This window comes from Streptomyces sp. NPDC036813 (assembly GCF_055609245.1).
Genome location: NZ_JBVJPV010000028.1, coordinates 1 through 25,445, shown reverse-complemented (window position 1 = coordinate 25,445; position 25,445 = coordinate 1). Strand labels below are relative to the sequence as shown.

Annotated in this window: 24 protein-coding genes; 19 read left to right on the top strand and 5 right to left on the bottom strand. The window is 67.7% G+C overall.

Features of this window, described 5'->3' with window-relative positions:
* The first annotated feature begins 207 nt into the window (after positions 1–207).
* The 3 genes from ACZ67Q_RS37550 (at position 208) to ACZ67Q_RS37540 (ending at position 3,563) form a co-directional block, all read left to right on the top strand.
* Complete coding sequence (locus ACZ67Q_RS37550) at positions 208–426, top strand: hypothetical protein (protein WP_471191545.1); 219 nt, start codon at positions 208–210, stop codon at positions 424–426.
* 368 nt (positions 427–794) lie between these two features.
* Positions 795–1,838, top strand: coding sequence for an NAD(P)/FAD-dependent oxidoreductase (locus ACZ67Q_RS37545; protein ID WP_471191541.1), 1,044 nt, complete (start codon positions 795–797; stop codon positions 1,836–1,838).
* A gap of 93 nt (positions 1,839–1,931) precedes the next feature.
* The gene (locus tag ACZ67Q_RS37540) at positions 1,932–3,563 is read left to right on the top strand and encodes an MFS transporter (RefSeq protein ID WP_471191538.1); all 1,632 of its coding nucleotides are present in this window, start codon (positions 1,932–1,934) and stop codon (positions 3,561–3,563) included.
* A gap of 422 nt (positions 3,564–3,985) precedes the next feature.
* Here the strand turns inward: ACZ67Q_RS37540 and ACZ67Q_RS37535 are convergent, their stop codons facing one another.
* Positions 3,986–4,501, bottom strand: a complete 516-nt coding sequence (locus ACZ67Q_RS37535) for a DUF6262 family protein (protein WP_471191535.1) — start codon at positions 4,499–4,501, stop codon at positions 3,986–3,988.
* A 196-nt stretch (positions 4,502–4,697) separates the two neighbouring features.
* Here ACZ67Q_RS37535 and ACZ67Q_RS37530 point away from each other — a divergent pair, with 196 nt between their 5' ends.
* Positions 4,698–5,171, top strand: coding sequence for a hypothetical protein (locus ACZ67Q_RS37530; RefSeq protein WP_471191533.1), 474 nt, complete (start codon positions 4,698–4,700; stop codon positions 5,169–5,171).
* Here ACZ67Q_RS37530 and ACZ67Q_RS37525 read toward each other — a convergent pair.
* Together ACZ67Q_RS37525 and ACZ67Q_RS37520 are read right to left on the bottom strand one after the other, a co-directional pair.
* A complete protein-coding gene (locus ACZ67Q_RS37525; RefSeq protein WP_471191529.1) occupies positions 5,168–5,350 on the bottom strand; it encodes a hypothetical protein in 183 nt (60 codons plus the stop codon). The two genes, ACZ67Q_RS37530 and ACZ67Q_RS37525, sit on opposite strands and share 4 nt — an antisense overlap.
* A gap of 416 nt (positions 5,351–5,766) precedes the next feature.
* Positions 5,767–5,985 (bottom strand): hypothetical protein, encoded by a 219-nt coding sequence (locus ACZ67Q_RS37520; protein ID WP_471191525.1) that lies wholly within the window; start codon positions 5,983–5,985, stop codon positions 5,767–5,769.
* Between the two features lie 185 nt (positions 5,986–6,170).
* On the opposite strand from ACZ67Q_RS37520, the gene ACZ67Q_RS37515 reads away from it, so the two are divergent.
* Both ACZ67Q_RS37515 and ACZ67Q_RS37510 read left to right on the top strand, forming a co-directional pair.
* Positions 6,171–6,851 carry an HNH endonuclease family protein gene (locus ACZ67Q_RS37515; protein WP_471191522.1) on the top strand — a complete coding sequence of 227 codons (681 nt, stop codon included), beginning with the start codon at positions 6,171–6,173 and terminating at the stop codon, positions 6,849–6,851.
* Positions 6,852–6,942: 91 nt separating this feature from the next.
* Positions 6,943–7,941, top strand: a complete 999-nt coding sequence (locus tag ACZ67Q_RS37510; protein ID WP_471191519.1) for an ATP-dependent DNA ligase — start codon at positions 6,943–6,945, stop codon at positions 7,939–7,941.
* Between the two features lie 5 nt (positions 7,942–7,946).
* Here the strand turns inward: ACZ67Q_RS37510 and ACZ67Q_RS37505 are convergent, their stop codons facing one another.
* Complete coding sequence (locus ACZ67Q_RS37505) at positions 7,947–8,288, bottom strand: DUF6233 domain-containing protein (protein WP_471191516.1); 342 nt, start codon at positions 8,286–8,288, stop codon at positions 7,947–7,949.
* 868 nt (positions 8,289–9,156) lie between these two features.
* On the opposite strand from ACZ67Q_RS37505, the gene ACZ67Q_RS37500 reads away from it, so the two are divergent.
* From ACZ67Q_RS37500 to ACZ67Q_RS37470, 7 genes are all read left to right on the top strand, one after another.
* Complete coding sequence (locus ACZ67Q_RS37500; protein ID WP_471191513.1) at positions 9,157–10,254, top strand: hypothetical protein; 1,098 nt, start codon at positions 9,157–9,159, stop codon at positions 10,252–10,254.
* A gap of 30 nt (positions 10,255–10,284) precedes the next feature.
* A complete protein-coding gene (locus ACZ67Q_RS37495) occupies positions 10,285–11,409 on the top strand; it encodes an HBL/NHE enterotoxin family protein (protein ID WP_471191510.1) in 1,125 nt (374 codons plus the stop codon).
* A 189-nt stretch (positions 11,410–11,598) separates the two neighbouring features.
* Positions 11,599–11,832, top strand: coding sequence for a hypothetical protein (locus tag ACZ67Q_RS37490; RefSeq protein WP_471191507.1), 234 nt, complete (start codon positions 11,599–11,601; stop codon positions 11,830–11,832).
* 21 nt (positions 11,833–11,853) lie between these two features.
* Positions 11,854–12,018 carry a hypothetical protein gene (locus tag ACZ67Q_RS37485; protein ID WP_471191504.1) on the top strand — a complete coding sequence of 55 codons (165 nt, stop codon included), beginning with the start codon at positions 11,854–11,856 and terminating at the stop codon, positions 12,016–12,018.
* 101 nt (positions 12,019–12,119) lie between these two features.
* The gene (locus ACZ67Q_RS37480) at positions 12,120–12,590 is read left to right on the top strand and encodes a hypothetical protein (RefSeq protein WP_471191501.1); all 471 of its coding nucleotides are present in this window, start codon (positions 12,120–12,122) and stop codon (positions 12,588–12,590) included.
* 278 nt (positions 12,591–12,868) lie between these two features.
* Complete coding sequence (locus ACZ67Q_RS37475; protein WP_471191498.1) at positions 12,869–13,063, top strand: hypothetical protein; 195 nt, start codon at positions 12,869–12,871, stop codon at positions 13,061–13,063.
* 1,859 nt (positions 13,064–14,922) lie between these two features.
* The gene (locus ACZ67Q_RS37470; protein WP_471191495.1) at positions 14,923–15,720 is read left to right on the top strand and encodes a hypothetical protein; all 798 of its coding nucleotides are present in this window, start codon (positions 14,923–14,925) and stop codon (positions 15,718–15,720) included.
* A gap of 1 nt (position 15,721) precedes the next feature.
* Here ACZ67Q_RS37470 and ACZ67Q_RS37465 read toward each other — a convergent pair whose 3' ends face one another.
* Positions 15,722–16,072 carry a hypothetical protein gene (locus ACZ67Q_RS37465; protein ID WP_471191492.1) on the bottom strand — a complete coding sequence of 117 codons (351 nt, stop codon included), beginning with the start codon at positions 16,070–16,072 and terminating at the stop codon, positions 15,722–15,724.
* A 217-nt stretch (positions 16,073–16,289) separates the two neighbouring features.
* Here ACZ67Q_RS37465 and ACZ67Q_RS37460 point away from each other — a divergent pair, with 217 nt between their 5' ends.
* The 6 genes from ACZ67Q_RS37460 (at position 16,290) to ACZ67Q_RS37435 (ending at position 25,117) form a co-directional block, all read left to right on the top strand.
* On the top strand, positions 16,290–16,511 hold the full coding sequence (locus tag ACZ67Q_RS37460) for a hypothetical protein (RefSeq protein WP_471191489.1): 222 nt from the start codon (positions 16,290–16,292) through the stop codon (positions 16,509–16,511).
* A 42-nt stretch (positions 16,512–16,553) separates the two neighbouring features.
* Positions 16,554–16,769: a hypothetical protein gene (locus tag ACZ67Q_RS37455; RefSeq protein WP_471191486.1), complete on the top strand. Its 216-nt coding sequence runs from the start codon at positions 16,554–16,556 to the stop codon at positions 16,767–16,769.
* Between the two features lie 278 nt (positions 16,770–17,047).
* Positions 17,048–17,764 (top strand): hypothetical protein, encoded by a 717-nt coding sequence (locus ACZ67Q_RS37450; protein ID WP_471191483.1) that lies wholly within the window; start codon positions 17,048–17,050, stop codon positions 17,762–17,764.
* Positions 17,765–18,890: 1,126 nt separating this feature from the next.
* Positions 18,891–23,981, top strand: a complete 5,091-nt coding sequence (locus tag ACZ67Q_RS37445; protein ID WP_471191480.1) for a DUF6531 domain-containing protein — start codon at positions 18,891–18,893, stop codon at positions 23,979–23,981.
* A gap of 555 nt (positions 23,982–24,536) precedes the next feature.
* Positions 24,537–24,743 (top strand): hypothetical protein, encoded by a 207-nt coding sequence (locus ACZ67Q_RS37440; RefSeq protein ID WP_471191477.1) that lies wholly within the window; start codon positions 24,537–24,539, stop codon positions 24,741–24,743.
* A gap of 11 nt (positions 24,744–24,754) precedes the next feature.
* Positions 24,755–25,117: a hypothetical protein gene (locus ACZ67Q_RS37435; RefSeq protein WP_471191474.1), complete on the top strand. Its 363-nt coding sequence runs from the start codon at positions 24,755–24,757 to the stop codon at positions 25,115–25,117.
* Positions 25,118–25,445: the final 328 nt, after the last annotated feature.

Here is a 25,445-nt window from a genome sequence, read left to right as displayed (position 1 = left end):
GACCAGGGCTGTCAGGGGTGGATACCAGGATTCATCTGTGCCGCAGAACCCGTTCGGTACTCCACTCATCGGCCGCGACGACGAGCCGACCGTCTCGCCGGTGTGCTGGGCCAGCCCCGTGTCTGCGACCGGGCCGTACGATCCCCGCATCGCCGAGGTCGGAGCACCATTCGACGCCAAAGTCGCTGAACTGCTCCGCCTCATGACATGGCTGGTACCACCGGAGCTGATCACGGCCTGACCACGAGTCTCGATGAGAGCGTGGCATTGCGGTCTTCTGTTGTCCGCCCAGGCGAGGGCATCACCGGCATCTGCGGGCCCGAAACCATCGAGCGGTTCGGGCTGCTGCCCGGCGACACGCTCACGCAATGGGCGTCGTGGCGGTGGGTGGTGATCGTGAACGCCACCTTCGTGACCCCGTCCTGAACGGTGCCCCGCTTCCGGCCAAGCCTGCGATCACCCAGAAGCCCAAACTCGACATTCTGTACATCGTCGCAGTGAGCGAGGGGTGACCCGTCGTACTTGACAACTCAGTACAGAACCACCTAGGTTTCTGACTGTTCAGTCCATAACGGCCTTGGGTTCACCGGACAAGCCGTCTGGACGCCTGGCGCGACCGAGGGCAATCCATGCCTTTGAACTCCTCCGCGCCGTCCGGCATGGCGATGCCTTGCTCACGAGCAAACCGGGGCCGGACTCTCCACCACAGCCCACGACGGTCGTCGACCTTTTCCCGGGCTTCTTGAACAGCTGCCCCCCTGCAACCACCCAGAACTCGAAGGACTGACCGAACCATGACTGACAAGGAAAAGCAGGAGGCCACGGCTGTGACCACTCCTCCATACGGGAGCGACGCACTGGCCGAGGGAACCGTCGACGCGGTGGTGATCGGCGGGGGCGCCGCAGGGCTGAACGGTGCGCTGATCCTCGCCCGCTCCCGCCGCTCGGTCGTCGTGATCGACAGCGGCTCCCCGCGCAACGCGCCCGCGGAGGCCGTTCACGGCCTCATCGCCCTGGACGGCACCCCGCCGTCCGAGATCCTTCGACGGGGCCGGGAGCAGGTGCGCCAGTACGGCGGACGCGTCGTCCACGGCACGGTGGTCTCGGCCGAATCCGCGGCCCCGTTGCTGGACGGGGACCTGCGGTTCACTGTCACCCTGGCCGACGGCCGCAGCGTCACCGCCCGCCGCATCCTGGTGGCCACCGGCCTTAGGGATGTGCTGCCCGAGGTGCCGGGGCTCGGCGAACACTGGGGACACGGTGTGGTGCACTGCCCGTACTGCCACGGCTGGGAGGTGCGCGATGAGCCCATCGGTATCTTCGCCACCGGCCCTGCCTCCATCGGCCCCGCGTATCTGTTCCGTCAGTTGACCGAGGACCTGATCTACTTCACCCACGGCACCGACCTGGACGACGACAGCCGCGCCCGCTTTGCCGCCCGCGGCATCCGCGTCATCGACACCCCGGTCACCGAGGTCGTCAGCGGCGAGGACGGTTCCCTCGCCGGGGTGCGCCTGGCCGACGGCCAGGTCGTGGCCCGCCGCGTCCTCGGGGTCGTTCCGCAGATGCAGGCCCGCACGGAGGGCCTGGAAGGTCTGGGCCTGCCGGTGCAGGACCTGCCGACGGGCCGCACTTTCGCCTCCGGCATGGACGGCACCACCGAGGTGCCGGGTGTGTGGGTGGCGGGCAACGTCACCGATCCGGTCGCCCAGGTCGGGGCCTCCGCAGCGGCCGGCGCACTGGCCGGCATCGACATCAACAAGGTGCTGGCCGTCGCGGACACCGAGGCAGCGCTCCAGGCGATCACCGAGGGAAGCCCCAAAGCGGCCACACGATGATCTTGAAGTCCTGAGATCTCAGCCCGTCGCCCGCTCGTCTCACGGGCAATTGAGTGATTCCGCTCGTCCGCCCCTCCCTCTCAGGAGCTACTGATGTCCTTCCTTGTGAACACCCCCGTGGAGAAAATGGCCGGGCCTTATGCGCGGCGCTGGTGGGCGCTGCTCGTGCTGTGCCTGAGCCTGCTGATCACGGTGATGGCGAACACGTCGCTGATCGTGGCCGCCCCCGACATGACCACCGATCTGGGCCTGAGCAGCAGTGATCTGCAGTGGGTCGTCGACGGCTACACCGTTCCGTACGCGGCGCTGATGCTGGTGCTGGGCTCGATCGGCGACAAGTACAGCCGGCGCGGCGCGCTGGTGCTGGGTCTGCTGATCTTCGCCGGCGGTTCGGTGATGGGGAGCATGGTCGACGAGACCTCGCTGGTCATCGTGGCCCGCGCGATCATGGGTGTCGGTGCCGCGGTCGTGATGCCGGCCACGCTGTCCCTGGTGGTCGCGACCTTCCCCCGCAGCGAGCGGACCAAGGCCATCACCGCCTGGGCCGCAACCTCCGGGTTGGCGGTAGCCGTCGGCCCCCTGGTTTCCGGCTGGCTGCTTGAGGACCACGCCTGGGGCTCGACCTTCCTGATCAACGTGCCGATCGCCGTCCTCGCCGTGTTCGGCGCGCTCGCCCTGGTGCCGCCGTCCAAGGCGGAGGGCATGGGCCGGATCGACTACGTGGGTGGTCTGCTGTCGATCGTCACCGTCGGCTCCCTGATCTACGCCGCCATCGAGGGCCCGCACTTCGGCTGGGGCGCCGGCCCGGTCACCGCCGCCGTGGTCGCCGGTGCCGGTCTGATCGCCTTCGTCGCCTGGGAGCTGCGGCACCCGCACCCGATGCTGAACGTCCGAAAGTTCGCGCTGCGGCCCTTCACCGGCTCGATGCTCGCGGTGATGTTCTTCTTCTTCGGTATGTTCGCCGTGCTCTACTACTCGACGCAGTTCCTGCAGTTCGTCCTCGGCTACGGCGCCCTGGACACGGGCCTACGGCTGCTGCCGCTGGGCGGTGCGGTGTTCCTCGGGTCCGCCGTGACCGGGATACTCACCCCGAAGCTGGGGGTGAAGGTGATGGCCGTGACCGGCCTGGCCATCGGCACGGCGGGCATGTTCCTGCTCACCCAGATCGACAAGGGTTCGACGTACGGGGACTTCCTGCCGCCACTGATGATGCTAGGCCTCGCGCTCGGCCTGGCCATCTCCCCGGCGACCGACACGATCATGGGCTCCTTCCCCGAGTCCGAGCTGGGCGTCGGCGGCGGCGTCAACGACACCGCGCTCGAGCTGGGCGGGGCGCTGGGCATCGCGGTACTGGGCTCACTGCTGGGCACGGCCTACCGCGACGAACTGACCGACCTGGTGGGCAACCGGCTCCCGGCGGAGGCGATGGAGACCGCCAAGGACTCGGTCGGCGCCGGCCTGGCCGTCGCGCAGCGGGTCGCACAGGATCCCTCCGCCGGGCCCCAGCAGGCCCAGGCCGCCGTGGACGCCGTCCACCAGGCCTTCGCCCACGGAGTCGCCCAGACCAGCCTCATCGGCGGGATCATCATGGCCGCCGGAACACTGATCGTCCTCGCGGTCCTGCCTGGCCGGCGCGGGTTCGCGAAGAAGAGCGCCGAGCCCGGAGCCGGGACGACGGCGAGCGAGGCGGCGACCGTGCGGGAGCACACCCGATCCGCCCGCTAGATCGCCGGGGACATGTCCGCCGGGTCGCCGGGCACCGCCTCCGCCGGATAGCCCGCCAGGCACGTCGGGAAGGAGCCCCGGCGGCGCGAGACGCGCAGGGCGCGGGCGTGGTCCCCGGTCCCCAGCCACGCGGACCCTCTGCCGGAACACCTCATGGCCGTTGGCCTCCGGGCCGCCCGGAGGCCAACGGCCATGAGCTGACAGCGGCGGTCGCTGCAGACGCCGCCCTGCGCCGACAGGCGACCGCCGCAATGCCGCACCCGCCGCTGCTCGCACCCATGCGGTGGCGTCGTGCCATCGCCCTGCGGCCCTGCTCGCGCCCCCGCCCTCTGAGCCTCGTGCCCCGACGGCGCCGCTCGCGCCGGCATCTCTCTGCCGCCGTCACCCTCGACATTTCGTCTTCCTCCCGCGGGCGTTGGAGGTCACTCGCGCTGGTTTAAGGCGCGGGTCAGTTCGCGGTTGGCCGCTCGGGCAGCCTCCAGTTCGTCGTCGCGTTCATCGAGCTGACCTTGGATGTCGGCGAGGTTCTGTTCCAGCATGGTGACGCGTTGTTGAAGTTGGTCGGTGTCGGCTGGCGCCCCCAAGCCCGACTCGGCCCAGGCAGCCTCGCCGAGGGCCTGGGAGAGGCGCTTTTCCAACTGCCGGACCCGCGTGGCAAGGCGTTTGTTCCGCTCCAGCGCGTTGGCCAGGTCGGCCTGCAGGGAGGCCCGGCTGACGGCTGCGATCCGCCCCTCCTGGGGAGGGGCGGCGGCGGCCGCGTGGATCAGTTGGAGCAGGTCGCGGTGTCGGTAGAGGAAGGTGCGATCCACCCGCGCCGTGCGGGCGAGAGCCGAAACGGTGATGTCGGTGTCGCTTCGCAGCATTGCGTCGAGGGCCTTGAGAACGCGCTCCCGGCGCCGGGCTGAGTCGGCCCGGCGCCCGTCGCTCATGTTGGTCATGCGCTTCTGCCAGGGTGGAAGTCGGGGATGGGCGGTCCGACGCGAGGCATCCCGAGGGCGACGGCTTGCCGTCGGCTGCGGCGGAGGACGGTGGTGGCTTCCCTGAGCTGCGTGCGGTCCTCGTTGGTGAGGCTGTCGAGGTCTTCTCGGACGCGCCGGACAAGGCGACGGACACGGGTGATCTCCTCGCCTGGGCATGCTCCGCGTCCGTGACGACGCCCTGGTCCTGCACTCGATGCGCTGGCCGGACGAGATCCGCAGCCCGGCCGAGCTGCTCCCGCCGCCCGTTGAGGTCTCGGACGAGGAGATCGAGCGAGCCCTCACCCTCATGGAGACCATGACCGTCGAGGATCTTGATGCGCTCGACGCGCACGACGAGTACACCGAGGCCATGGCGCAAATCATCGAGGCCAAGCGGGAGGACAAGCCGCTGCCGCAGGCCCCGGAGGCCGAGGAGCCGGCCCGGGTTCTCGACCTGATGGCCGCCCTGAACGCCTCGGTGGAGAAGGCACGCGCCTCCCGCGGCGACCACGGCGGCGAGGCCGAGGTGCACGAACTGCCGAAACCGAAGAAGAAGGCCCCGGCGAAGAAGGCGGCCGCCAAGAAGACCGCCGCGAAGAAGACGACGGCGAAGAAGACGAGCAGCAGCCGCAAGCCGCGCAGTGCCTAGCCGCCGGTCTGCTCGGCGGCGCGGCAGGCCGGGCAGACGACCAGAGCGTGCGGCCCGTAGCGCACCGTGAGCCCCTGGCAGCGCGCGCAGTAGCCGACCTGGCTCGGCCGGCACCCGAGCAGCAGAGCCGCCGCTGCCCGGTCGGTGGTGGGGTCGATACGTCTAGGCGCATCGTTCACACTCACGACGCTACGGCGCCGCCGTCCCCGCCGCCCGGCGGCACTGTCCGCGCCGAGGCAGGCCTCAGCCGTCTGGAGGGCGGACGGGGCAGCCCGCCGCCTTGCTGCGCGTCGCGGGAGGGGGCCAGCGCGCTGCGGTGCGCGACCCGCAGACCGTCCTGTGGCCACTGGTAGGCGCGGTTGCCCTTCGAGCCGGTTCCCTCCGCGTCGACGAGTACCTGGTAGATGACGCGTCCGTCGGGCCAGTCCTGCCGGGTCTGTACCGAGGCCCACCGCCAGCGGCCCGCCGCCCTCACCCAGAGGGCTGGCGGATCCGTCGATGGCCAGGTCCACACGACCGGCTCTCGTCCGTCCTCCGGGCGCCATGGCCGAGCTGTCACCGCGTCCGGGACTTTGTCGCTCATGGGCCGGCCGGATCAGGAGACCGCTGAGAGGCTGCGGGCGCGGGGAGCAGCTGCATACAGCGTTGAGGCGGCCGGTGTGCGCCGGCCGTGCCAGTGGGGGTGGAAGAGCACCTCGCCCGACAGCTGGACGAGTCGTCTGCGCAGCGCGGTGCGTGGGTGCGCGGCGAGCTGGCGGTAGGTGGCGTGCCACTCGTCAACCGCCCGGGCAAGGTCGTCGGGAATCGGTCGCATGGCTGAATTCAATCATGTGTTCGATTTGTTTTTTGCGCTCGGCGACACCCCGCCCCGGCGCCCTGTGGCGACCATCCGACTTACCGCCCACTCGAGCGAGCCCGCACGCGATCCCGGGCGCGCCGTCTCCCGGGCCCGCTACGAAGATCACGACCAGTCGGTGATCTTCGAAAGGGTCCCTCCTCGTGCGCTTCACCCGTACCGCCGCCAGCGCCGCCGCCCTCACCGCCCTGCTGCTGCCCGCCACCGCCCACGCCGCCCCGGCCGGCGCCGCCCTGCGTGATCCGGGCCATACGCTCACCGCCCCGGTGCGCGACGTCCTGGCCCAGCTCCCCATCGCCGTCGAGGACCGCACCGGCTACCAGCGCGACGCCTTCAAGCACTGGGTCGACGCCGACAAGGACGGCTGCAACACCCGCGCCGAGGTCCTCAAGGCCGAGGCCGTCATCGCACCCGAACAGAGCCAGCGTTGCACCCTGACCGGCGGCCAGTGGTACTCCCCGTACGACGACCGGTACATCGACGGCCCCCGCGGCCTGGACATCGACCACCTGGTCCCGCTCGCCGAGGCCTGGGACTCCGGCGCCTGGCACTGGACGGCCGCCGAGCGCGAGGCGTACGCCAACGACCTGGGCGACGACCGCGCGCTGATCGCGGTGTCGGCCGCGTCGAACCGGTCGAAGGCGGACCAGGACCCCGCCACCTGGCTGCCGCCGGCCGCGGGATACCGCTGCCAGTACGTCACCGACTGGATCGCCGACAAACTGCGCTGGGGCCTGAGCATCGACGAAGGCGAGGAGACTGCCCTGTCGGAGAACCTCAACGGGTGCCCCAATGTGCCGGTCACCGTGGAGCTCGCCCGCTAGCGAAAAGCGGACGTCCGCGGGCGGCCCGACGCTGGCCACAAAACGCCTTGGCCGGGTCGCGGCGCGTACGGTCCGGCCGTAGACCGGACCTATGGTGCTGCGGCCTCCGGTGGAACCGATGCTGGCGCAGGCCCGTGACACGGTGCCTGCGCCCGGCGCTCTGCCGGGCCGTCTGATCTTTCAGCCGAAGTTCGACGGCTACCGCGCCCTGCTCTTCACCGCCCCCGTACGGCTCCAGTCCCGCCGGGGCAGTCTGATCCAGGCCCGTTTCCCCGAGCTGGTGCGCGCGGCCGCGGACCTTCCCGCCGACCTGGTCCTCGATGGCGAACTGGTCGTGTGGGCGGGCGACAAGATGTCGTTCGAGGCGTTGCAGCGGCGCGCGGCCGCTGGCCACCGCAGCGCCCCCCGCCTCGCGGAGGAACTACCCGCCCACCTGATCGTGTTCGACGCCTTGCAGGTCGACGGCGAGGAGCTGCTGCACGCCCCGTACGCCGAGCGTCGCGCCCGCCTGGAACAGCTCTTCACCGACCACGATCTGCACGCCCCGTGGACGCTGTGCCCGGAGACGGACGACCCGGCGACGGCGCGGGAATGGCTCATGTCCTGGACCGAGGTCCCCGGTGTGGAAGGGCTCATCATCCGCGGCACCGAGCAGCGGTATCTGCGCGGCGCCCGCGCCCTGTACAAAGTGCGCCGCCGCGACACCACAGAAGCGGTCATCGGCGCCATCACGGGCACGCTGGACCAGCCTCGGACGCTCATCCTGGGCCGCTACGACGACACCGGCCACCTGCACCCGGTCGGCCGCAGCACACCGCTGCGCCCGGACGCCGCGCGCGAGCTGGCCGAGCGCCTACGGCCGGCGGGGCCGGGCCACGCGTGGGAGGGCGTCCGCTTCACGACGTCATGGGGGTCGAGGACGCCCCTGGACGTGACCCTGGTCGAGCCGGGCCTGGTCGCCGAGATCGCCGTCGACACGGCGCGGGAGCGCGGAGCGTGGCGCCACCCGGTCCGGCTCATTCGGCTGCGCCAGGACATGGCGCCCGCGGATGTGGCCGCCTTCGGCCAGGGCGCGGTGTCCTCAGCCTGAGGTGATCAGTCGAGGAGGCCGAGGGCGGTGTCGGGTCGGCAGTGTGCGCACGCGGGGACCTGCTGGCGCAGCGCCTCCACTGCCTGGGCCCGTGTGGCGGGGCGGCACCGGCCGCTCTTTTCGGCCGCCCAGCAGTCGCCGGTGTGCACCCAGTCGACGTTCTTGCGGTTCAGGCCGTACTGGATCAGCCAGTCCGGATCCGGGGGCCGGGCGGCGAGGCCGCGCTGCCGTTCTTCCTCGCGGCGCTCTTCCTCGGCGATCCACCGGCGGGTGCGTTCCAGGTCACGGACCTGCACGCGCTCCAGGAAGCGGAGCAGCGTGAGGCGCGTCGGAGCTGGATCGGTCACATGTTCGATTCTAGGATGGAGGGCGACGACCAGCACAAACGATGGGGGCTGACCTCTCGCAATGAAGGCTGAGCGATTATCAGCGAAGGCTGGTGACCGGCCTTCTCTCTCACCGATGGTTAAGCGCGCTGGTCAAAGCGTTGTGCCGAGCGGCGCGAGAGCCGGCCGTCGCGACTTTCGCTGTGTGTCGGCTCGCCCGCGAGTACGCGTCCCGGGGGCCTGACAGAATCACTCAGCGTTCGCTACGAGAGGTCACCTTGCTGTCCTGTCGCATCGAGGTTGAGTGTTCACACTCAACCTTGGTGGCCGATGAGACGTCTCGTTGCGGTTCGGGTGTGAACGTCCCGGGCCGGGACCGGCCCGTCGCCGACACCCGGGACGTCCACCGAGGTCCATCGGGGCAGCTTCTGGAAGCCCTGGAGTACGGTCCGGCCCCCTGATGTCGGTGGCGTTCTGCTCCCGGCATCAGGGAGCCCTCCGCCCCACAAGTGGCTGAGCGCGGTGGAGCGTTTCGGTGAAACGCTTCCCCCGGGCGGGTGAGCACGAGGCAGAGGACTTCAAGGGATGGTGCGCGGCCGCTAGAACGCCATAGTGATCAGAGCCCTGTGCGTGGCCTCCGTGCGAGGACACGATCATCCGCTACACCCCCGCCCCCTAACCGTTCCTGGTCCGTCCTTTCGGTGCGCCATGCGCATCGAAAGGACCATGTGAGCAGCCTGGACCTACGCTGCCGGGCCGACCGGCACCGGCTCTCACCGGGCCAGTGTGTCCGTCTGTGGGCGGCGCACCCGAGCGCCGGTCGAGAAGTTTTCTCGGCCGGGCTGTCCTGCGCTGCCCTTCCCGTCCTTGAGTATCCAACGGAGCCACGATGACGTCATCACAAGTTTCCCCCAACGTTCGGGCCAAGATCACGCTTGACCCGGTCGGCCTCGAAGAGCCCCTGGAACAGTTGGTGACCGCCGCTCAGGTCGCGCAGGTATGGGCCTTGGTTCTTGAAGCGCAGGTGTCCGTCGGCACCGCGGACCCGAGCGATGAGCACGCCATGCGTACGGCGCAGGAGGAGGTCAGAGGGAACGCGCGGACGTACCGGAGTGTCCAGCTTCCCTCGGTGATCCATCAGCTTGTCCTGATGACCGGGGCGGCCGACCTGCTCCAGAGCCTGTATGAGGGGTCTGTGGAGTCCCCGGAGAGTGTGGCCTCTTTTTTGGGCGAGCTGATGCCGATCTTCGAAGAGCATGAGCAGCATGCCCGCGATCTCGCGGACAAGTACGGGAAGTTCTCCAAGGAGACGGAGGACCGGCTCGAAGCCCTGGCCGCCCGGACACACGCCGAGATCAAGAAGATCTCCGGGGACGACGGCAGGATCGCCGCCAAGACCAAGGAGCTGGAGGCGATGCAGGAAGAGGTGAGGAAGGACCTGGATGCCGTCATCTCTGCCTCGCACAAGGTGGGCAGCGGTGCACGGAAGATCCTCGACGCCATCCTCGACATCTTCAAGGACGCCGCGAAGAAGAAGGGAGAGGATGACGGCAAGAGCAAGAAGGAGGACAAGCCGTCCTCCGCCGAACCCGCTCCAGAATCCTCGGAAGATGTACACGAGGGGATCGAAGACATCGCCTCCGGCGCTGTTGGTGCCGCCTTCCAGAAGCTCCGCCGGGACCGCGCTAAGGTCGACGCGCTCTACCGGGAGATCGCCGGCTTGAAGTCGGACCTGGCGACGGCGAAGAAGATCGATTCGGAATGCGGTGCCTACGGCCGCAGCGTGCGTGACGTGATGCGTCCGGCTCAGGAAATCGCAGATGCCTGGGGCCGGGTGCTCACCTCGTTCGCGGCGACGCTGGAGGAGCAGGCGAAGAAGAATGACGGAGGTGCCTGGCTGGCCACTGAGATCAGCTGGAGCGTCATCAAGTGGAAGACCATCCAGGACCAGGCGGAGAGACTGCGTGCCACGGTCACCGGCAACTGAAACCCGCTACTGGACAACTGGGAGAAGACCATGAGTGACGCACTTGCCGCAGCCCTGGAAAAGCAGGAGGAAATTGGAGGGGAGGTGGCCGCACAAGGGTCCCTGACCGCACTCGTGCAGACGCATGCTCTCAGTATCATGCAGCAGCCGAAGCCGGACTTCAGTCGCATCGACAACGAAGAGGTCCGGCGCTTTCAGAGCACGGTTCAGGACACACTGAACAAATCCGCGGAGAATGCAGGAAAGTACCTCTGGACGGTACAGCCTGAGTCCATCGCGCTCCTGACCAAGGTCGAGAACTACTTTGTCACACTGGGCGCTCTTTCGGAAACTCTCAAAGATGAGCAAGATCCGGATGCCATGGTGCAGATGCTGAGATTCCTCCGCGAACAGGCAGGCGAGTTCACGGATGAGACAAGAAGGGTCGCGTCCAGCACAGACAGAATGGTCAGCGCCTTCAGCGACGACAAGCGGGGATTCACTGAGTGCGCCATGGAGATTAACGCTCTGGTGCGCGGCGAAAATGGGATTCTGGAAAACCTGCAAAGAGATCTGGAGAATGTGAACTCGAAGATCACCGCCGCGACCATCGGGGCAGGGGTGAGCGGGGTTGCCATTCTGGCGGGTGCAGCATGCATCATCGTTGGATGCTGCACTTCCATCTTCACCGGCGGGCTGAGCCTCGGCGTGGCCATCGGCGGCGGTGTCCTGCTCATCGGTGGCATCGCAGGAGGCATCGGCAGCGGGATCGCGCTGGCGAACCTCTACGACGAGAAGAAGGAAATCCTCACCAAGCAGGAACGTCTCGAAAGCGGGGTGAAGCTGCTGACGGCATGCAGCGCCGGACTGGAAGACCTTGGTACCCAAGCGGGGGGAGTGGCCACAGCGCTGCAGAACACGACCAACAGCTGGACGATCCTCAAGGAATCGCTGAACTCCGCCGCCGACAACATCGAGAAGGCCGGAAGGGCCCAGTCGGACTACCTCCGAAAGAGCTTCTTGGGGACCATCGACAGGTCCCTGCCGAGAAATCTTGAACAGCTGAGGAACACGCGGAATGCCCTCATCGGAATGAAGACGGTGTCCCAACCGAACACACACACCGGGGACCTCATCCGGTTCGAGCTCCAGAAGCCCCCGCGGCTGGCAAGATGACAGCGTTCTGAAACTCCACGCCCGTGCGGCACAGGGCTGTGCCGTGTGCCGCCCCGGCCATCCTGCGCCGGCGGCACGATCCACCCGCCGACGGCCGCCGTACCGCTGTGACCTGGCGTGCAGTACGTGCTCAAGGTTCGATGAGACAGCTCAAGGTTCAGTGCGACAGGACAGGGGCAAGGAGAGGCCGTGGACGACCCAGCACCGGCGGGTGCTCTGGCCATGGAACCACGGCCCGGCCGCTACCACCTCGTCATGACGGCAAGCGAGCGCCCCGTCATGCACGGCTGGTGGAACAGCCAGACCGTCGCGCGCAGCAAGTTCACCCAGCTCGTGGGCGAGCAAGGACGGCCAGGCGTCCGCATCACCCTCACCGACGAACAGACGCACACCTCGTTGACGACCTGGCCAGCCCACTCCTAGACCTCTGCCAAGCTGGGGATCATGGCTCACCGCCCATACCCCATGCGCGAGCGCGCCCGCCGGCAGATCGACCGCCACTTCGGCCCCGTCCCGAGCTGGTCGAAGGAGCGGCCGCGACCGCTCGAACCGACTGCTGCGCCTGCCGAGCCGCAGCCGACCGGGATCTACCGCATCTCTACGCGCTGAGCGGCTGAGGTACGCGCGTCTCGGCCCGACCGCAGTGATCCGGCCGAAATCCGTCAAGTGCGCATATCTATACGGATCATTGCTCAAGGATGTCGTGGTGAATGCCACTGACTTCCCTGGCACGGCGCACCATCGGTGCCGGCGCCCTCCTCGTCGTCTTCCTCCTGGCCGGCTGCACCCAGTCCCCGCCCGGACATGACGAGCGGCTCAGCAAGGCCGCGGGCATCGCCCGGGTCACCCTGGTGTGCTCGAAGGATCTGTGGAACGAGACCAAGCCCGACGGCGGGAACAACACCGTGAAGGCCACGGTGTCCGAGATCTCCACCGGGCCGCGCGCAGGTCGAGGGCTGGTCCGCGTCACGATGACCGGGACCAACCTCGTCGCCTACCTGAAGGAACTCGACGCGAACGCGCATCCTTCCAAGTTCAACGGCACCCGGGAGAACACCGCCTCGTCCCGGCGCGTGTATGACGCCGTCGCCCCCGCCATCGACCGGATCAAGGCTGCCAGCAGCCCGAACGACCCGGAGCCGGAGATCGTCATCGACGACACCATCCCGGACAAGAAGTAGGCGCCGCTGCCACCGCCCTGCACAGCGGGCGGTGGCCCGCCAACCACCTCAGTGCGGCTCAGGCGGATGTCGTCTTCACGAGGGGGCCGGAGTTGAACAGCATCGGCGCCAGTCGTTGGCTCCGCCGCTGACGAGGCGCACCGGGTGGAGCAGTACCGGGCAGGTACGTTCGCTTCGGGGGTGAAGTGCAGGGTGGCCCCGCACGTACAGACGCCGCCGGCCAGTTTGCGGATGTGGGCGGCAGCGCTCCTGGCCCTCTCCTTCAGAAGAAGGTGCTCGTGGTCCATCGCATGCCGGACGTCTGTGGCCTCGCCGGGGAAGATGTCGCCAAGCAGGTCGGGGTCCGGGAAACAGCCCTCTACCAGGGCGGCGGCGACCTTGGAGAACGCTCCCTGTGCGACGGCGGCCGCGATCAGCGCGTCGCCCTGGTCCCCCGAGTGCGCGGCGGCCGGAGTCCTCTCGAACTCCTGTAGCCGATTGAATCCCCACGCCTGAGCCATCTCGGCAAGCTCCGCCCCGGAGCGTTCGGCGAGATGCCGGTGCTCGCAGAACGGAACCAAGGTCGCGGCGACCGGGTATCGCTCGCACCCCGGGATGAGGCACAGCTCGGCGACCCAGTCGTCCTGGGACAGAACGAGCTCGAAGCGCCGGCCAGGCCACCACCACGGTGTGGAAGCCGTCGCGGGACTCCATCGTCATCTCGGCGGACAGTCCCATCGCCGCGAGGTCACCGGTCAGCCGGAGCACCGTCGTGTACGGCACGGGGCCGCTCAGCAGTGTTGAGTCGAACATGCGCGGTGCCCACTCGGCGTCGACCTCGGGGTGACCTCCGGTCCACTCGGGGGAGGCTGTGCATTCGGCGAGCAGGTCCCGCAGGGAGAACACGGTCGGCGCTGTGCCGGCCGTGGTGGCCTCGCGAAGTGCGGTGGTGTACTTGGCGCCGGTGGCGCGCTGCGCCGCGCGGGCGCGCTGGGCAGCGGTGTTCTGGCTACGTGGCATCGGTCTTCTCCGGTTCGACGAGCACACCCACGCCGGCCCGTCGACGAAGAGATGCAACGTCGGGGCGTCGCGGGCCCCGTAGGACCTTGGCCGATCGCGGGACGACGGCGTGGGCGTCGGCCTGCGGCGGGCGGCGGTGCGCGTCCAGCCGAAGGCACCGTAGCCCATGGGGAGGTGCCGTCGAACGATGAGGACCGGATCCCCGACCGGCCGAGGTGTCTTGGCGGAGCCCGTTGTCAGTGGGGGCGGGTAAAGTACCTCCCTCAATAAGCGGAGGGGTACCTTCCCTGACCGTCTCACCATGCGAACCCCCGGCAAATCCGCCCAAATTTGACCGTTCGCGTGTCCGGAGCCTCACCCGCACGAGATGTGATTCACATCACATTCAGCCGTAAAACCGCCCGTCAGTGGGGGGGTTACCAGCATCTAGCGGTCGAAATGCGCGAACTGACATCGCGACAGATGTCGCGCGTCACCGCAACGCAAGGCAAGATGGGGGCACCGCCGTTTCCGCATGTGACGACCATCACATAGTGCTCGTTTGGCTTGCGTACGCAGCGGTAACGCATTCGGAAATAGGAAGAGCCCCACCCGTGCCGGCCAAAGCAACTAGGTGAGGCCCTTCCCCCTTGCACCGCGTGCAGTGCGGCGGCCCCGACTGTCAGGTCGGGGCTTTTCGCATTACCAGGGCCAGTTGTCCTTCACGGCCTCGTAGACCACGTAGAACAGCAGCCCCCACCATCGGTCGGTCTGGTTAGACCGGTTCCGCTGGCTGCAGCAACGGCAGTGAACCTCCGACGGACCACGGTCTGTCATCTGGTTCTTCACCCCATTCCCGTTGGGGGCCGTGTGTCTCACGGCTCCCCGCAGTGGAGGCCACTTCCTTCGTGGTCCTCGCGCGAGGGCACGAGCGTTCGTGAACCTCTGGGGTGTGGCGGAACACTACCCGAGGCCGCATGTCATCCGCGCTCAGGTCAATGTCCACAGAGCCCAAGCTGGACCGGCACTCGGTGCCGCATCGGCCAAGTGCGCCCCTGACCGCGGATCCCAAGCGGCCGGAACCCAAGGCCCCTTACCTGCGGCCCTTTCTGACGGAGCGTCTGGTACTCGGTGCCACTCCGCGGCAGTTCCCCCCAGCAGCGTGGGTAACATCACACAGGTAGCGCACTTATCGGGTGAACTTGCGCCCCTGCGCCCCCGTCATGGGACCCACACCTCACCCCGGGCTGTCCGAGGAAACGAGGACCGCACACACCGGTCAAGAAAGCCTTGACAAGTCAATTAGTCAGGAACAGGCTGACGGTGATGGAGCGTCAGGTGTACCTTGACGAACATGACTGCCACGCCCGTCACCCCGGAGACATCGACTCCGCTCTCGCCGCGCGATGAAGCCCGCGTTCGCTTCGCCCTGACAGCCGAAGACATCAGCATGGCGGCGCTCGACCTGCTGCCCATCGACCCCGCCGCTCCGCGCGGCGAGAGGCTGCGCCGCGCCCTCGCCCTGAAGGAACTGTTCGACAGGCTCCTCAAGCGCGCCATCGTCGCCGAGCGAGAGGAGGGCACCACCTGGGGTCAGCTGGCCGACGCCGCCGGCATCAGCAAACAAGCTGCCCACGAGCGCTGGGCCCCAGCCGTTAGCGCTTGGGCCGCCCAGGGCCGCACTGTCTTCCCGCCGGGCAGTGATTACTCCGCCCTGGAAACGGCCCGTCGTCTGGACCAGGTATACGCCGACCTCGACCCTCGCCACCCGGAGGACGCGGTCAGCTCCGGTCTGGACGCAGTGCGCTTCCCCGGCGCGGTCGCTGCCGAAGCTGCCCGACGAGAACGCGCGGCGGCCCTGCACGCCCGCCTGGAACCGCTCAACAAGCAGATCCGCGACTCCTACAACGAATGGAAGTTGCTCAATGAGGGCGGCGCCCGCCCGGAGGCTCGGGCGGCGGTACTGACCAGGAATGCCGCGCAACACGAAGAGGCAGCCGCCCTCTACGAGGAACTGACCGGGGCCGAGCCGGAGCTTGCCGACGAGCACCGCAGCAGCGCCGAGCATGCTCACACAAGCGCGGCATCCAGCCGGGAGCACGCCAAACTGCTTGCCGCCCAGGCCGAGACAGCGGCAGGCCAGGAGGCGTAGATCACGCGCGGCGCAGGCAGGTCTGCGGGACCTGCCCGCCCGGCACGATCCGCCACAGGTGACCCGCGGCGCCGCACGCCCGGTAGGCAGGACCACCGTCGGTGCGCCCTACGGCGACGATGCAGGAGCGGACCACTTCGCCCTTGCGCAGGTAGTGATGGACCGGCGTGCGCATCGTGGCGACCGGACCGTCGTATGGGCCTGGCCGGCGCACCGCCACACGGTCCACGGCGCGCCAGGTCGTCGCGCACGGCCTGGCCGACGCGGCAGGTGCAGCCGTGACCGGGGCTGCCGCGGCGGCGGCCGGGGCGATCAGGGCAGCGAGCACTCCGGCTGCGAGCGTGGCTGTCATCAGTCGTGTCATACCTGATCAACCCCCGGCGCATCGGTCGAGGCACGGATGATCACTCGCAGGTATGCGGTGCGGCGCGTAAGAGGGCGCAGGCCCCGGGGAATCGGCCATGCCCCGGGGCCCGCTGTATGGAGTTGCCCGTTCAACGACCCGATGCCGCACACGTCACCCATGGCGGGTGAGGACATCCGACGGCATCACTCCCACCATGGCCGCCATGAGCGTCCCGCGGCCCGTGACCGTCGGCCCGCCCGACAGCGAGGGCGGCCGACTGGTGCGCATTCACGGTGTGCCCGCCGGCCGGGCCTACGACCTCGGCGACCTGGTCGTGTTCCTCTACCGGGCGGGCTTGTGTGAAGGACTGGCGGACGAGGATGAGATCGCAGCGTCCCCGCTCGTCGAGTGGCTCGGCGCAGGCCCCGACCACTGGCAGCCCTGACCCTCACTACACCCAGGGCATCGGCCGGGAGCGGCCCGTACGATGATCACTGTGACCAGCCGCCGCACTCTTGGCACCGGCCCTCAGGGGCGTCCTCAGGGCGTCCGCGCCGCGCAGGCCGACCTCCTCGCCGAGCTGCCCGGCCTCCATCTGCCCGACCTCGAGGAGCTGAGGGCCCGCGGAGTCCTCGGACCCGCACACGCAGCCGGGACAGGCTCCCGACGCGCCCTCGGCACGGGCGCGGCAGACCTCGACTAGAGCCCCCCGTCGACTGTCCTCGCCCGACCCGACGGAGCAGCGCTGCGCAAAAAGGCCGGCGCCCTCAGTCCGCCGAAGCGGGTGGCACGGGCGCCGGCCAACCGGAAGACCCTCCGAGGAGGAACTCCGCTGCCAGCCTAGCGCGCAGCCCTATCCGGTCGGCGCCACCCTCGCCTGGACCGAGCGGCGCATTGCTGTAGGTGGCCTATTCCCGATATCGTTTTCTGTTCCGGCATGCCCTGTCCGCGCCGGAACCCCAACTGTGTTGAAGGGCCGCCATGATCCGCGCCGGGCATGACCGCGTCTACACCCTCGCCGACCTCGCCCGCCTGGAGGGCAAGTCACTGGGAACCTACCGCAACCGCAAGCTCAACAAGCGCCCCGGACACCCCGCCCCCGTCAGCTCCCCCACGGCCAAAACCCTCCTCTACGACGCCGGCCAGGTCGACGCCTTCCTCGCCGGTGAACCCATCCCCGCCCTGCCCACGACCGACGATCCGGCCGACCTGCTCGACCAACACGAGGCCGCCGCCCTCACCGGGGTGAGCGCCAGGTCCTGGGAGACCTACCGCCACCAGGCCGCCCTCGCCGACCACCGCCAGGACGTCGCCGGCATCGAGCACTGGCCCCGCTCGGCCATCACCACCTGGCAGGCGCAACGCCCCGGCCGCGGCGCCGGCGGCGGCCGCCCCGCCGCCGCACGCGACGCCCTGCCCCGCCACCAGGTCGCCCCCAGGACGGCGCAACTCCTCGAGGCGCAGCCGGACATCAGCGCCGCGGCCGTCAGCGAGCAGCTCGGCATCCACGCCACAACCGCGCACCGCGCGCTGACCGAGGCGCGCACCGCCCGCGTGTATGCGCTTCTGCACGCTGATCCGGAGCTGAACGAGCAGGACGTCGTCGCCCGCCTCGGATACCGCCCACGGACCGCACACAGCGCCCTGGAAGCCGCCAGGGCGCGGCTGCGGGCACAGAGCGCGCAGCAGGCCGAATAGGCGCCCACAAGGCCGCGCAGCAGCGTGCCGACGAGCACCGCAGCAGCGGCGAGCGCGCCCACACCAACGCGGCATCCAGCCGGGAGCACGCCGAGCTGCTCGCCAGTCAGGCCGAGACAGGCACATGGCGAAGGCCCGGACCACTAGGCCGGACCTTGCACTCCCTACAGACCTGTTATGTCGTAATCACTGGGGGATGTGACGCGCGCCCTCATGCCGATCCAGGACAGCTGCTCCCCTCGGTGAGGGGCACCGCCGTGCCCCCGAGCGCAGACCGCCAGTCGGTTCGAAAATCTTGATGCGCACGGGCAGCGCATTTGGCCCCTCGTTCGACTCCATGACGTGAACACTCTTCTAGGGCGCTGGTCCGCAGCTGCACGGTGGAGGACGTGGACCTTACCGGGTTCGTGGTCCCCTGGTCGTCGGTGATCTTCTTGACCTCCTTGGGGAACTTCAAGCCGCAGAGCTGGGCAAGCGTCTTGATCGCCGCCTCGGCGTGGTCACGTTCCTCGGCGTAGGTCCTGGATGGGCTTCTTCGCCACCCCGGCTGCGCGGACTTCGGCACGGCGTCGAGGACGTTGCCGGAACCCAGCACCCAGTCACACCGGCCAGAGCTGATCTGAGCGCTCGCGTGTCCACTGGCTTCGGATGGCCGGCTACCTGCCCATCAGCTCGTTGAGCAAAGTGGACTCCTCGGGTGGGGCCTCGACGGGATCAAGACAAGTTCAGTAGCGCTCCCGTGGGCCACCGGCTGATCGGTGGCATCTTGCTGTTTTGCAGCGCGTGCCGTGCGATGACGCGCCCCTATCCAACTTCCGAGCTGGACGCACAGGGCTCGCACGACCTGATCACGCCCGCGAACACAATCACTTGGCATGCGCACGCAAGGAGGGGCTAAACTCCCCCCTTTGTCGATCTTGTGCATCTCGTGTGAAAGTGAGGAGCTTCTGTGAGTAGAGCTAGGTCCCTGCATGTGCCCCTACGACAACCGTCCCTAGCTGCCCTGGTTCTCATCATCCTGATGAGCGTGCTCCAGGCAGGTCCGGTTGCTGCTGCTGAGGGCGGATCCGATTCACCCTCCGCTCCTACCGCGAGAGCTTCGGGCCCTCTGAAGGCCGCGCATCGTATGACGCTCCAGGAACGGCGCGCTCAGGTTGACGAAGTGAGGGCGCCTAAGGAACCGGGCGCGGTGGTCACGTTGCCCGGCAACAAGCTGTTGATGGGGCCGACGCCAGGTCCTGATGTCAGAAGGGAACAGAGGGAGGCACGCACTGGCGCCTCGCTGGCGGCAGCTGCCGTCCTGCCTCCTCCAACAATTTTGGGGATTGCTCCTCGCGATTGGTTCGGCTTTCCGGTGGAGTGGGGGGACGTTAGGTTCCAGACACCTGTCGGCACCCAGTCCATCCACATGTCCCTTTACCGGGCCTCGGACAACACTCTGGTGAAGCAGTGGTGTGACTCCAACTATGACGGGTCGCAGAACTACTCCGGGCGTACTTTTCGGTGGGGAATTGCCGACTACACCGTCCTGACCAAGGGGGTGGAGTACTACATCAAGCTCGCCGTGTCTGCGGATCCGGGCACCTATCCGAACCCGCAGGGGGACTTCGCCTGCTCCTCCGGCTGGAGCGGTGAGGTGAAGAGCCCGAATATCGCGGCCGTGGGGCCGCCGGTCTACGTCTCCGAGGATGAGACTTATGGTTGCGGCTGCATGGATGCCACCGGTCGGGCACCCTTCCAGGGGTTCCTCGGTGATCCAGTCAACACGTCGACCGGTGCGCAGACGGAGGCTGCTGTCGACGCCAAGGTCGCAGCGCCCGGTGTGCCGTTCGTTCTCCGGCGCACGTACTCCTCTAACAACGACCAGTCTGGAATTTTCGGTAAGGGTTGGTCCTCCGCGTATGACACGCACCTGGAGGTGACCGCCACCAAGGTGGTCTATGTCGCCGACAGCGGCGCCCGCATTACCTACACCAAGGACTCGACCACCGGCGCTTACGCATCGAGCTCGCTGGGCGTCACGGCAAAGCTGTCAGGGTCGGCGACCAGCGGCTTCACTCTGACTACCGACTCACACGAGACGCTGAGGTTCGACGGCGTCGGTAAACTCCTCACTTGGCGAGACTCTGCAGGACAGGGGTTGACCTTCGCCTACTCGGGCAACGACCTTACGTCCATAACGGATGCCGTCGGCCATGCCATCAAGCTGACCGTCGACTCGACAAGCCACCTGCTGGGAGCGGTCTCGCTCCCCGGTGGCCAGAGCGTCGAATATGGCTACACCGGCGGTCTTCTCACCTCGGTCAAGGGCACCGACGGCGGAACTTACACGTACCGCTACAACGAGTACGACTGGCTCGCGAGCATTACCGACCCTTCAGGGCACATGGTGATGCAGGCCGAATACAGCAGTAGCGGCCGCGTCACCCAGCACACCGATGCCGAGGGCAGGAAGGCCACCTTCTCCCTCGCAACCCTGGAAACGGACTACACCGACGCCAACGGCGGCATCTGGAGCGACCTCTACCAGGGAAGCGTCCTGCGTAACCGCATCGACCCGCTCGGCAACGTCACGACATACCAGTACGACGAGAAGCTGCACCTCACCGATGTAACGGATCCGGCGGGTCGGCACACGACCATGACCTACGACGCTACGGGGGGTCTCCTCAGCCGGACCAGTGGCGGCGTGACCCAGTCGTGGACCTACGACGCGGCCCACAACGTCTCTACGTACACCGACGGACGCGGCGGCAAGACCACCTACGGCTACGATTCGAACCAGCGTCTGGTCAGCATCGACGGTCCTGCCGGAAAGACGACGTACACGTACAACGCAGCCGGCCTACCCGAGACGACCACCAGTCCTCGAGGCAAGGTCACCTCATTCGGCTATGACGGCGCGGGCAACCTGACGTCGCGCACAACCCCGTCCGGTGCGAAGACCACCTACACCTACGACGCCGCCGGGCACATGCTCACCAGCACCGACCCCCGCGGCAACGTGGCGGGGGCGGATCCGGCCAAGTACACCACTACCTATGGCTACAACGCAGCTGGACGACTGGAAAAGGTCACTGATCCGGCCGGGCACGTCACGGCCTATGAGTACGACGCGAGCGGCAATCAGACGAAGGTGACGGACGCCGCCGGCGGTGTCACGACCTACGCCTACGACAAGTTCAACCGGCCCGTGACGGTGACCGGACCGGCCGGCTCGGTCGAAAGCACGGCCTATGACGCGAACGGGAACATCGTCAGCGAGGTCGACCCGGCGGGCGGCAAGACCACCTATAGCTACGACAAAGCGAACCGCCTTGTCTCGGTGACCTCCCCGCGCGGCAACGTCGAGGGCGCGGACCCAGCGAAGTACACCACCACCTACGGATACGACGCTGCCGGCAATCTCACCCGAACCGTCGACCCGACGGGCGCGGTAACCACGACGGCGTACGACGCCTTCAACCGGCCGGTCAAGACCACTGACCCGCTGCAGCACTCCACGCTGACCGCCTATGACGCAAACGGCAACGTCTCGCAGATCACCGACCCGCTGGGCAAGGTCACCAAGTTCACGTATACGGCGGCCGATCTGCTGCAGACCGTGACCGACCCGCTGGGCAAGGTCACCACCTACGGCTACGACGCCGACGGGCACCGCACCTCGGAGACCACGGCGCTGGGCCGCAAACGGTCCTGGGCCTACGACGCGGACGGAAGGCCTCAAGCGGAGACCGACCCTCGCGGCTACTCCACCGGCAACACGCCGGCGGACTACACGACGACCTATGGATACGACGCCGCAGGCAACGCGACGACCCTGACGGACCCCTACGGCCGTAAGCGGACGCTCGAATACGACGCGCTCAACCAGCTCACCGCCGCTCAGGACACCAGCGGGCGGCGCACCACATACGCCTACGACGCCCTCGGCCGCGTCAAGACGGTCACCGCGCCGGACTCAGGCACCACCACCTATGCCTACGACACAGCCGGCAACATACAGACCCGAACCGACGCCAACCAGCACACCACCAAGTACGCCTACGACGCGGCACGCCGGCAGACGTCCGTTACGGACCCGCTCAACCGCACCGTCGGATACACCTATGACGCCGAGGGCAACCTGGCGAAGGTGACCAACGCCCGCGGCGTCACCGCGACGAACACCTACGACGCGCTGGGCCGGCCCACGGGCACCACGTACAGCGACGCCACTCCGGCCACGAGCATCCGTTACGACGCGGCCGGCAACCGGTACCAGGTCGTCGACGCAACCGGCACCCGCACTTTCGCCTACGACGCGAACGACCAGCTCAAGACCATCACCATGCCGGACAGCACCACGTTCGCGTACACGTACGACGACGCCGGACACCTGCTGAGCCGCAAGTACCCGGACGGTGCGCAAACCACCTACACATACACCGACGAAGGCGACCGAGCCACCGCCACCACCAACGGCGTCAAGACCACCTATGCCCACGCCGTACCGCACGTCCTGACCGGTGTCACCCTGCCCAACGGCTACACCGAGACCCGCACCTACGACCACAGCGGCCAGCTCACCGACATCGCCAGCACCAGCCTCTCCAAGACGCTGGCCTCCTGGCACGCAGTCCTCGACGGAGACGGCCGCCCGCAGCGAGTCGACCAGGTCCGCAACCAGAGCGGCACAAGCACCGCAGCATCGGCCTACTACACCTACGACCCTTCCGGCAGGCTGCTCACCCAGTGCTCCTCGGCCACGAAGGCCGACACCTGCCCGTCCGGCTCACCCGTCACCGCGTTCACCTACGACAAGGTCGGCAACCGCCTGACCAAGACCGGTCAGGGCACGAACACCACCTACAGCTACGACGCCGCCGACCAGCTCACCAAGGCGGTCACCGGCACCACCACCGTCAACTACACCTACGACGCCGATGGCAACCAGACCACCGACGGAGTCGACACCCTCGCCTACGACGCAACAAACCACCTGAAGTCCAAGGGCAGCACCACCTACACCTACGACATCGACGGCAACCGAACCGCTGCGGCCAAGGGCAGCCTGAAAACGTCCTACACGTGGGACATCAACAACAACCTGCCACTGCTGGCCTCAGAGACCATCGGGACCAGCACATCGATCGCCGACTACACCTACAACGAACTCGGCCAGATCGAGTCCACCAAGCAGCCGGCAGGCACCTTCTACTACCACCACGACCTGACCGGAACGATCACCGACCTCACCAGCGCGAGCGGCGGTGACCCGATCCACTACACCTTCGGTCCGTTCGGCGAGTACTCCTCCAACCTCAACATGGGCGCGGAGGGCACCCCGGCCAACCACTTCGGCTTCGCCGGCGAGTACACAGACCAGACCATCCGCAACGACTTCGACGTCGTCGCCACCAGCCTCAACCTGCGCGCCCGCAACTACAACCCGGACACGGGACGCTTCACCAGCCGCGACCCCTACACCCCGGACCAGACCACGCCGTACACCCAGGCGTACGCCTACGTCGAAAACGCACCCACCAGCCGCATCGACCCCAGCGGCATGTGCAGCGTCCTGACCCAGATCAAGGATTTCTTCTCCGGCCACTGGTGGAACACCGAATGTGAGCAGGAAGACCGCGCAACACGCGACATGCCGCCGGGCGCCCAGGCAGCCAAAGACCTCTCCGACAAGGTCACGAGGAAGGCGGTCGAGGCCTCCGGCTCCGCCGGCATGGGCCTCATGGATGCGCTCACTCTTGGCGCCAACAGCGCTGTAACTGGCGACCGACCCGCATGTCCCGGGGTCTACAACAGCACCCTCTACGCCAGCATGATTCCCTTCCCCATCGACGGGGCAGAGTTCGCCGCAGCTCGACTGGGACTTGACGGCATCAAGAAGGGCGTTGCTGCAGCCGAGATCACGGCCATCAATGCACGCTTCGGAGGCGCCGTGCTGCTGCACGGTTCACCCGAAAGCACGGCCATCAACGCCAGCCGCTACTATGGGTTCTGGGAAAAGGCAGCAGTTTACATCCGCGATATTGCGGGCTCGCACATGTTTGACAATGGCAACAAGCGAACCGCGCAAGCCGTGGTCGAGGAACTGATGGAACGTAACAACATCATCCCGGGGCCGTCGCCGGACGAGATCCGCAGGGTCATCACCAGCGTCGCCACCGGCGGGTTGTCCAGCGTGGAAGAGATTGCGAAGGCCCTACGTGGATTCTAATGGAGATATCCTCGAATTCCTTGTCGCCCTCGGGCGTCGGGGTCTTGTAGGCATAGTCAAGATCGACGGCGAGAGATCCGAAGCCGATCAGCGGTGGACATTCGTCGTTACCGGCCAAGGTCTAGCGGACACTCCTGTCCGCATCGACGCCAGTACCCCATCTGAAGGCCTGCAACAGACATTGCAGATCCTTCGAGACCGCGGCGTCGACCTCAGCTAACGGCGGAGTTTGGGCGAGGCAGGAAAGTGCCTTCCTCGCCCAACAGGCCACTGTTCACGGATCGCATTACCAGCCTCAAGGCCACGCCGCAAATGCCCAGAAGGCCCGGAACATCAAGTTCCGGGCCTTCTGGGGCTTGTCAGAACCTGGGTCCCAGGGTCCCGAAAACACTGTTTTCCCTGGTGGCCACGGGACGGGCTGGAAGCTCGGTCCACCTGGGTTCTGGGTCCGCACCCTCGTACGTACCGCTTCGTCCGGAGTGGTCCCCATGGTCCGGAGCGGCCGATACCGTTGGAGCAGACACCAGTTCTGCCCTCTGCCCCCTGGAGCCCTCGATGAGCGAACAGCCGGCCCCGGCCGACCACGCCCGGCAGCAGCTGGAGCCCGCGGCCGCCGACGCGGTCCGCGCGTACGCGGCCAAGACTCGCGAGAAGGCCGACCAGCTCGCCGCCGTCCTGGAGGACATCGCCACCAACGGCCTGCCGTCGGTGGAGGACTGCGCGCCGTGGGAGGAGCTGCGCGAGGCTCACCTCGCACGGTGAGCGGCCCGGGCATGCTGCCGAAGACTACCGCCCACCGCATCATCCAGGGCAGGATCCTGCCCGTCACACCCAAGCAGGCAGTCGCCTTCCTGGAGGCCTGCTACGTAAAGGCCCCGGAGGACCTCGAACCGTGGCTCGCAGCTGCTGCGCGGGTCGCCCTCGTCGGTGACCTCCGCCCGTGGATCCAAGAACACGACCGGATCCTGAAAAAGATCGCCGAGAACCGCGTCAACAGTGCTCCGAACCTCAAATTGCTGCCTGACCGCAGGAATTTAGAAAAGGCAGGCGATCTGTTTGTGCCCCCCATTCCATCAGGAATGGGGGGCACACTCGCGTTCATGAGAGCTGGGATGTGGTGTGAGCCCAGAACCTAGCCTGCACGGGAATTGACGCAGGCTCAGTGGTGGGGGTGTGTTGTCATCCCAGAATATAGCTGGTTGTCAGTTTGACGCACACGAGGGGAAGGTGTTGGTCCGTCAGGTTCCAGGGGAGGGGACCGGGGTGGCCGACCTCCTCCCCTTGCTGCCGCTTTTCGGTCTGGGCGCGGAGCGGCCAGACCTGTGACCGGCGCGGAGCGCTGGGCAGTTGGGGCGGCACGGAGTGGCGCCCCGCCCTCGGGCGGAGCCCGAGGGCTCTCCGGCGCTTCGCGCCGGAACCGCCGCGTAGCGGCGGCGCGTCGTGTCTGCGGAGCAGACCGCGCGC

Coding starts and splice junctions, on each gene's coding strand:
- ACZ67Q_RS37550 (WP_471191545.1), top strand. CDS start 208: ATGGCTGGTACCACCGGAGCTGATCACGGCCTGACCACGAGTCTCGAT.
- ACZ67Q_RS37545 (WP_471191541.1), top strand. CDS start 795: ATGACTGACAAGGAAAAGCAGGAGGCCACGGCTGTGACCACTCCTCCA.
- ACZ67Q_RS37540 (WP_471191538.1), top strand. CDS start 1,932: ATGTCCTTCCTTGTGAACACCCCCGTGGAGAAAATGGCCGGGCCTTAT.
- ACZ67Q_RS37535 (WP_471191535.1), bottom strand. CDS start 4,501: ATGACCAACATGAGCGACGGGCGCCGGGCCGACTCAGCCCGGCGCCGG.
- ACZ67Q_RS37530 (WP_471191533.1), top strand. CDS start 4,698: ATGCTCCGCGTCCGTGACGACGCCCTGGTCCTGCACTCGATGCGCTGG.
- ACZ67Q_RS37520 (WP_471191525.1), bottom strand. CDS start 5,985: ATGCGACCGATTCCCGACGACCTTGCCCGGGCGGTTGACGAGTGGCAC.
- ACZ67Q_RS37510 (WP_471191519.1), top strand. CDS start 6,943: ATGGTGCTGCGGCCTCCGGTGGAACCGATGCTGGCGCAGGCCCGTGAC.
- ACZ67Q_RS37500 (WP_471191513.1), top strand. CDS start 9,157: ATGACGTCATCACAAGTTTCCCCCAACGTTCGGGCCAAGATCACGCTT.
- ACZ67Q_RS37495 (WP_471191510.1), top strand. CDS start 10,285: ATGAGTGACGCACTTGCCGCAGCCCTGGAAAAGCAGGAGGAAATTGGA.
- ACZ67Q_RS37485 (WP_471191504.1), top strand. CDS start 11,854: ATGGCTCACCGCCCATACCCCATGCGCGAGCGCGCCCGCCGGCAGATC.
- ACZ67Q_RS37480 (WP_471191501.1), top strand. CDS start 12,120: ATGCCACTGACTTCCCTGGCACGGCGCACCATCGGTGCCGGCGCCCTC.
- ACZ67Q_RS37470 (WP_471191495.1), top strand. CDS start 14,923: ATGACTGCCACGCCCGTCACCCCGGAGACATCGACTCCGCTCTCGCCG.
- ACZ67Q_RS37465 (WP_471191492.1), bottom strand. CDS start 16,072: ATGACAGCCACGCTCGCAGCCGGAGTGCTCGCTGCCCTGATCGCCCCG.
- ACZ67Q_RS37460 (WP_471191489.1), top strand. CDS start 16,290: ATGAGCGTCCCGCGGCCCGTGACCGTCGGCCCGCCCGACAGCGAGGGC.
- ACZ67Q_RS37455 (WP_471191486.1), top strand. CDS start 16,554: ATGATCACTGTGACCAGCCGCCGCACTCTTGGCACCGGCCCTCAGGGG.
- ACZ67Q_RS37450 (WP_471191483.1), top strand. CDS start 17,048: ATGATCCGCGCCGGGCATGACCGCGTCTACACCCTCGCCGACCTCGCC.
- ACZ67Q_RS37445 (WP_471191480.1), top strand. CDS start 18,891: ATGACGCTCCAGGAACGGCGCGCTCAGGTTGACGAAGTGAGGGCGCCT.
- ACZ67Q_RS37440 (WP_471191477.1), top strand. CDS start 24,537: ATGAGCGAACAGCCGGCCCCGGCCGACCACGCCCGGCAGCAGCTGGAG.
- ACZ67Q_RS37435 (WP_471191474.1), top strand. CDS start 24,755: ATGCTGCCGAAGACTACCGCCCACCGCATCATCCAGGGCAGGATCCTG.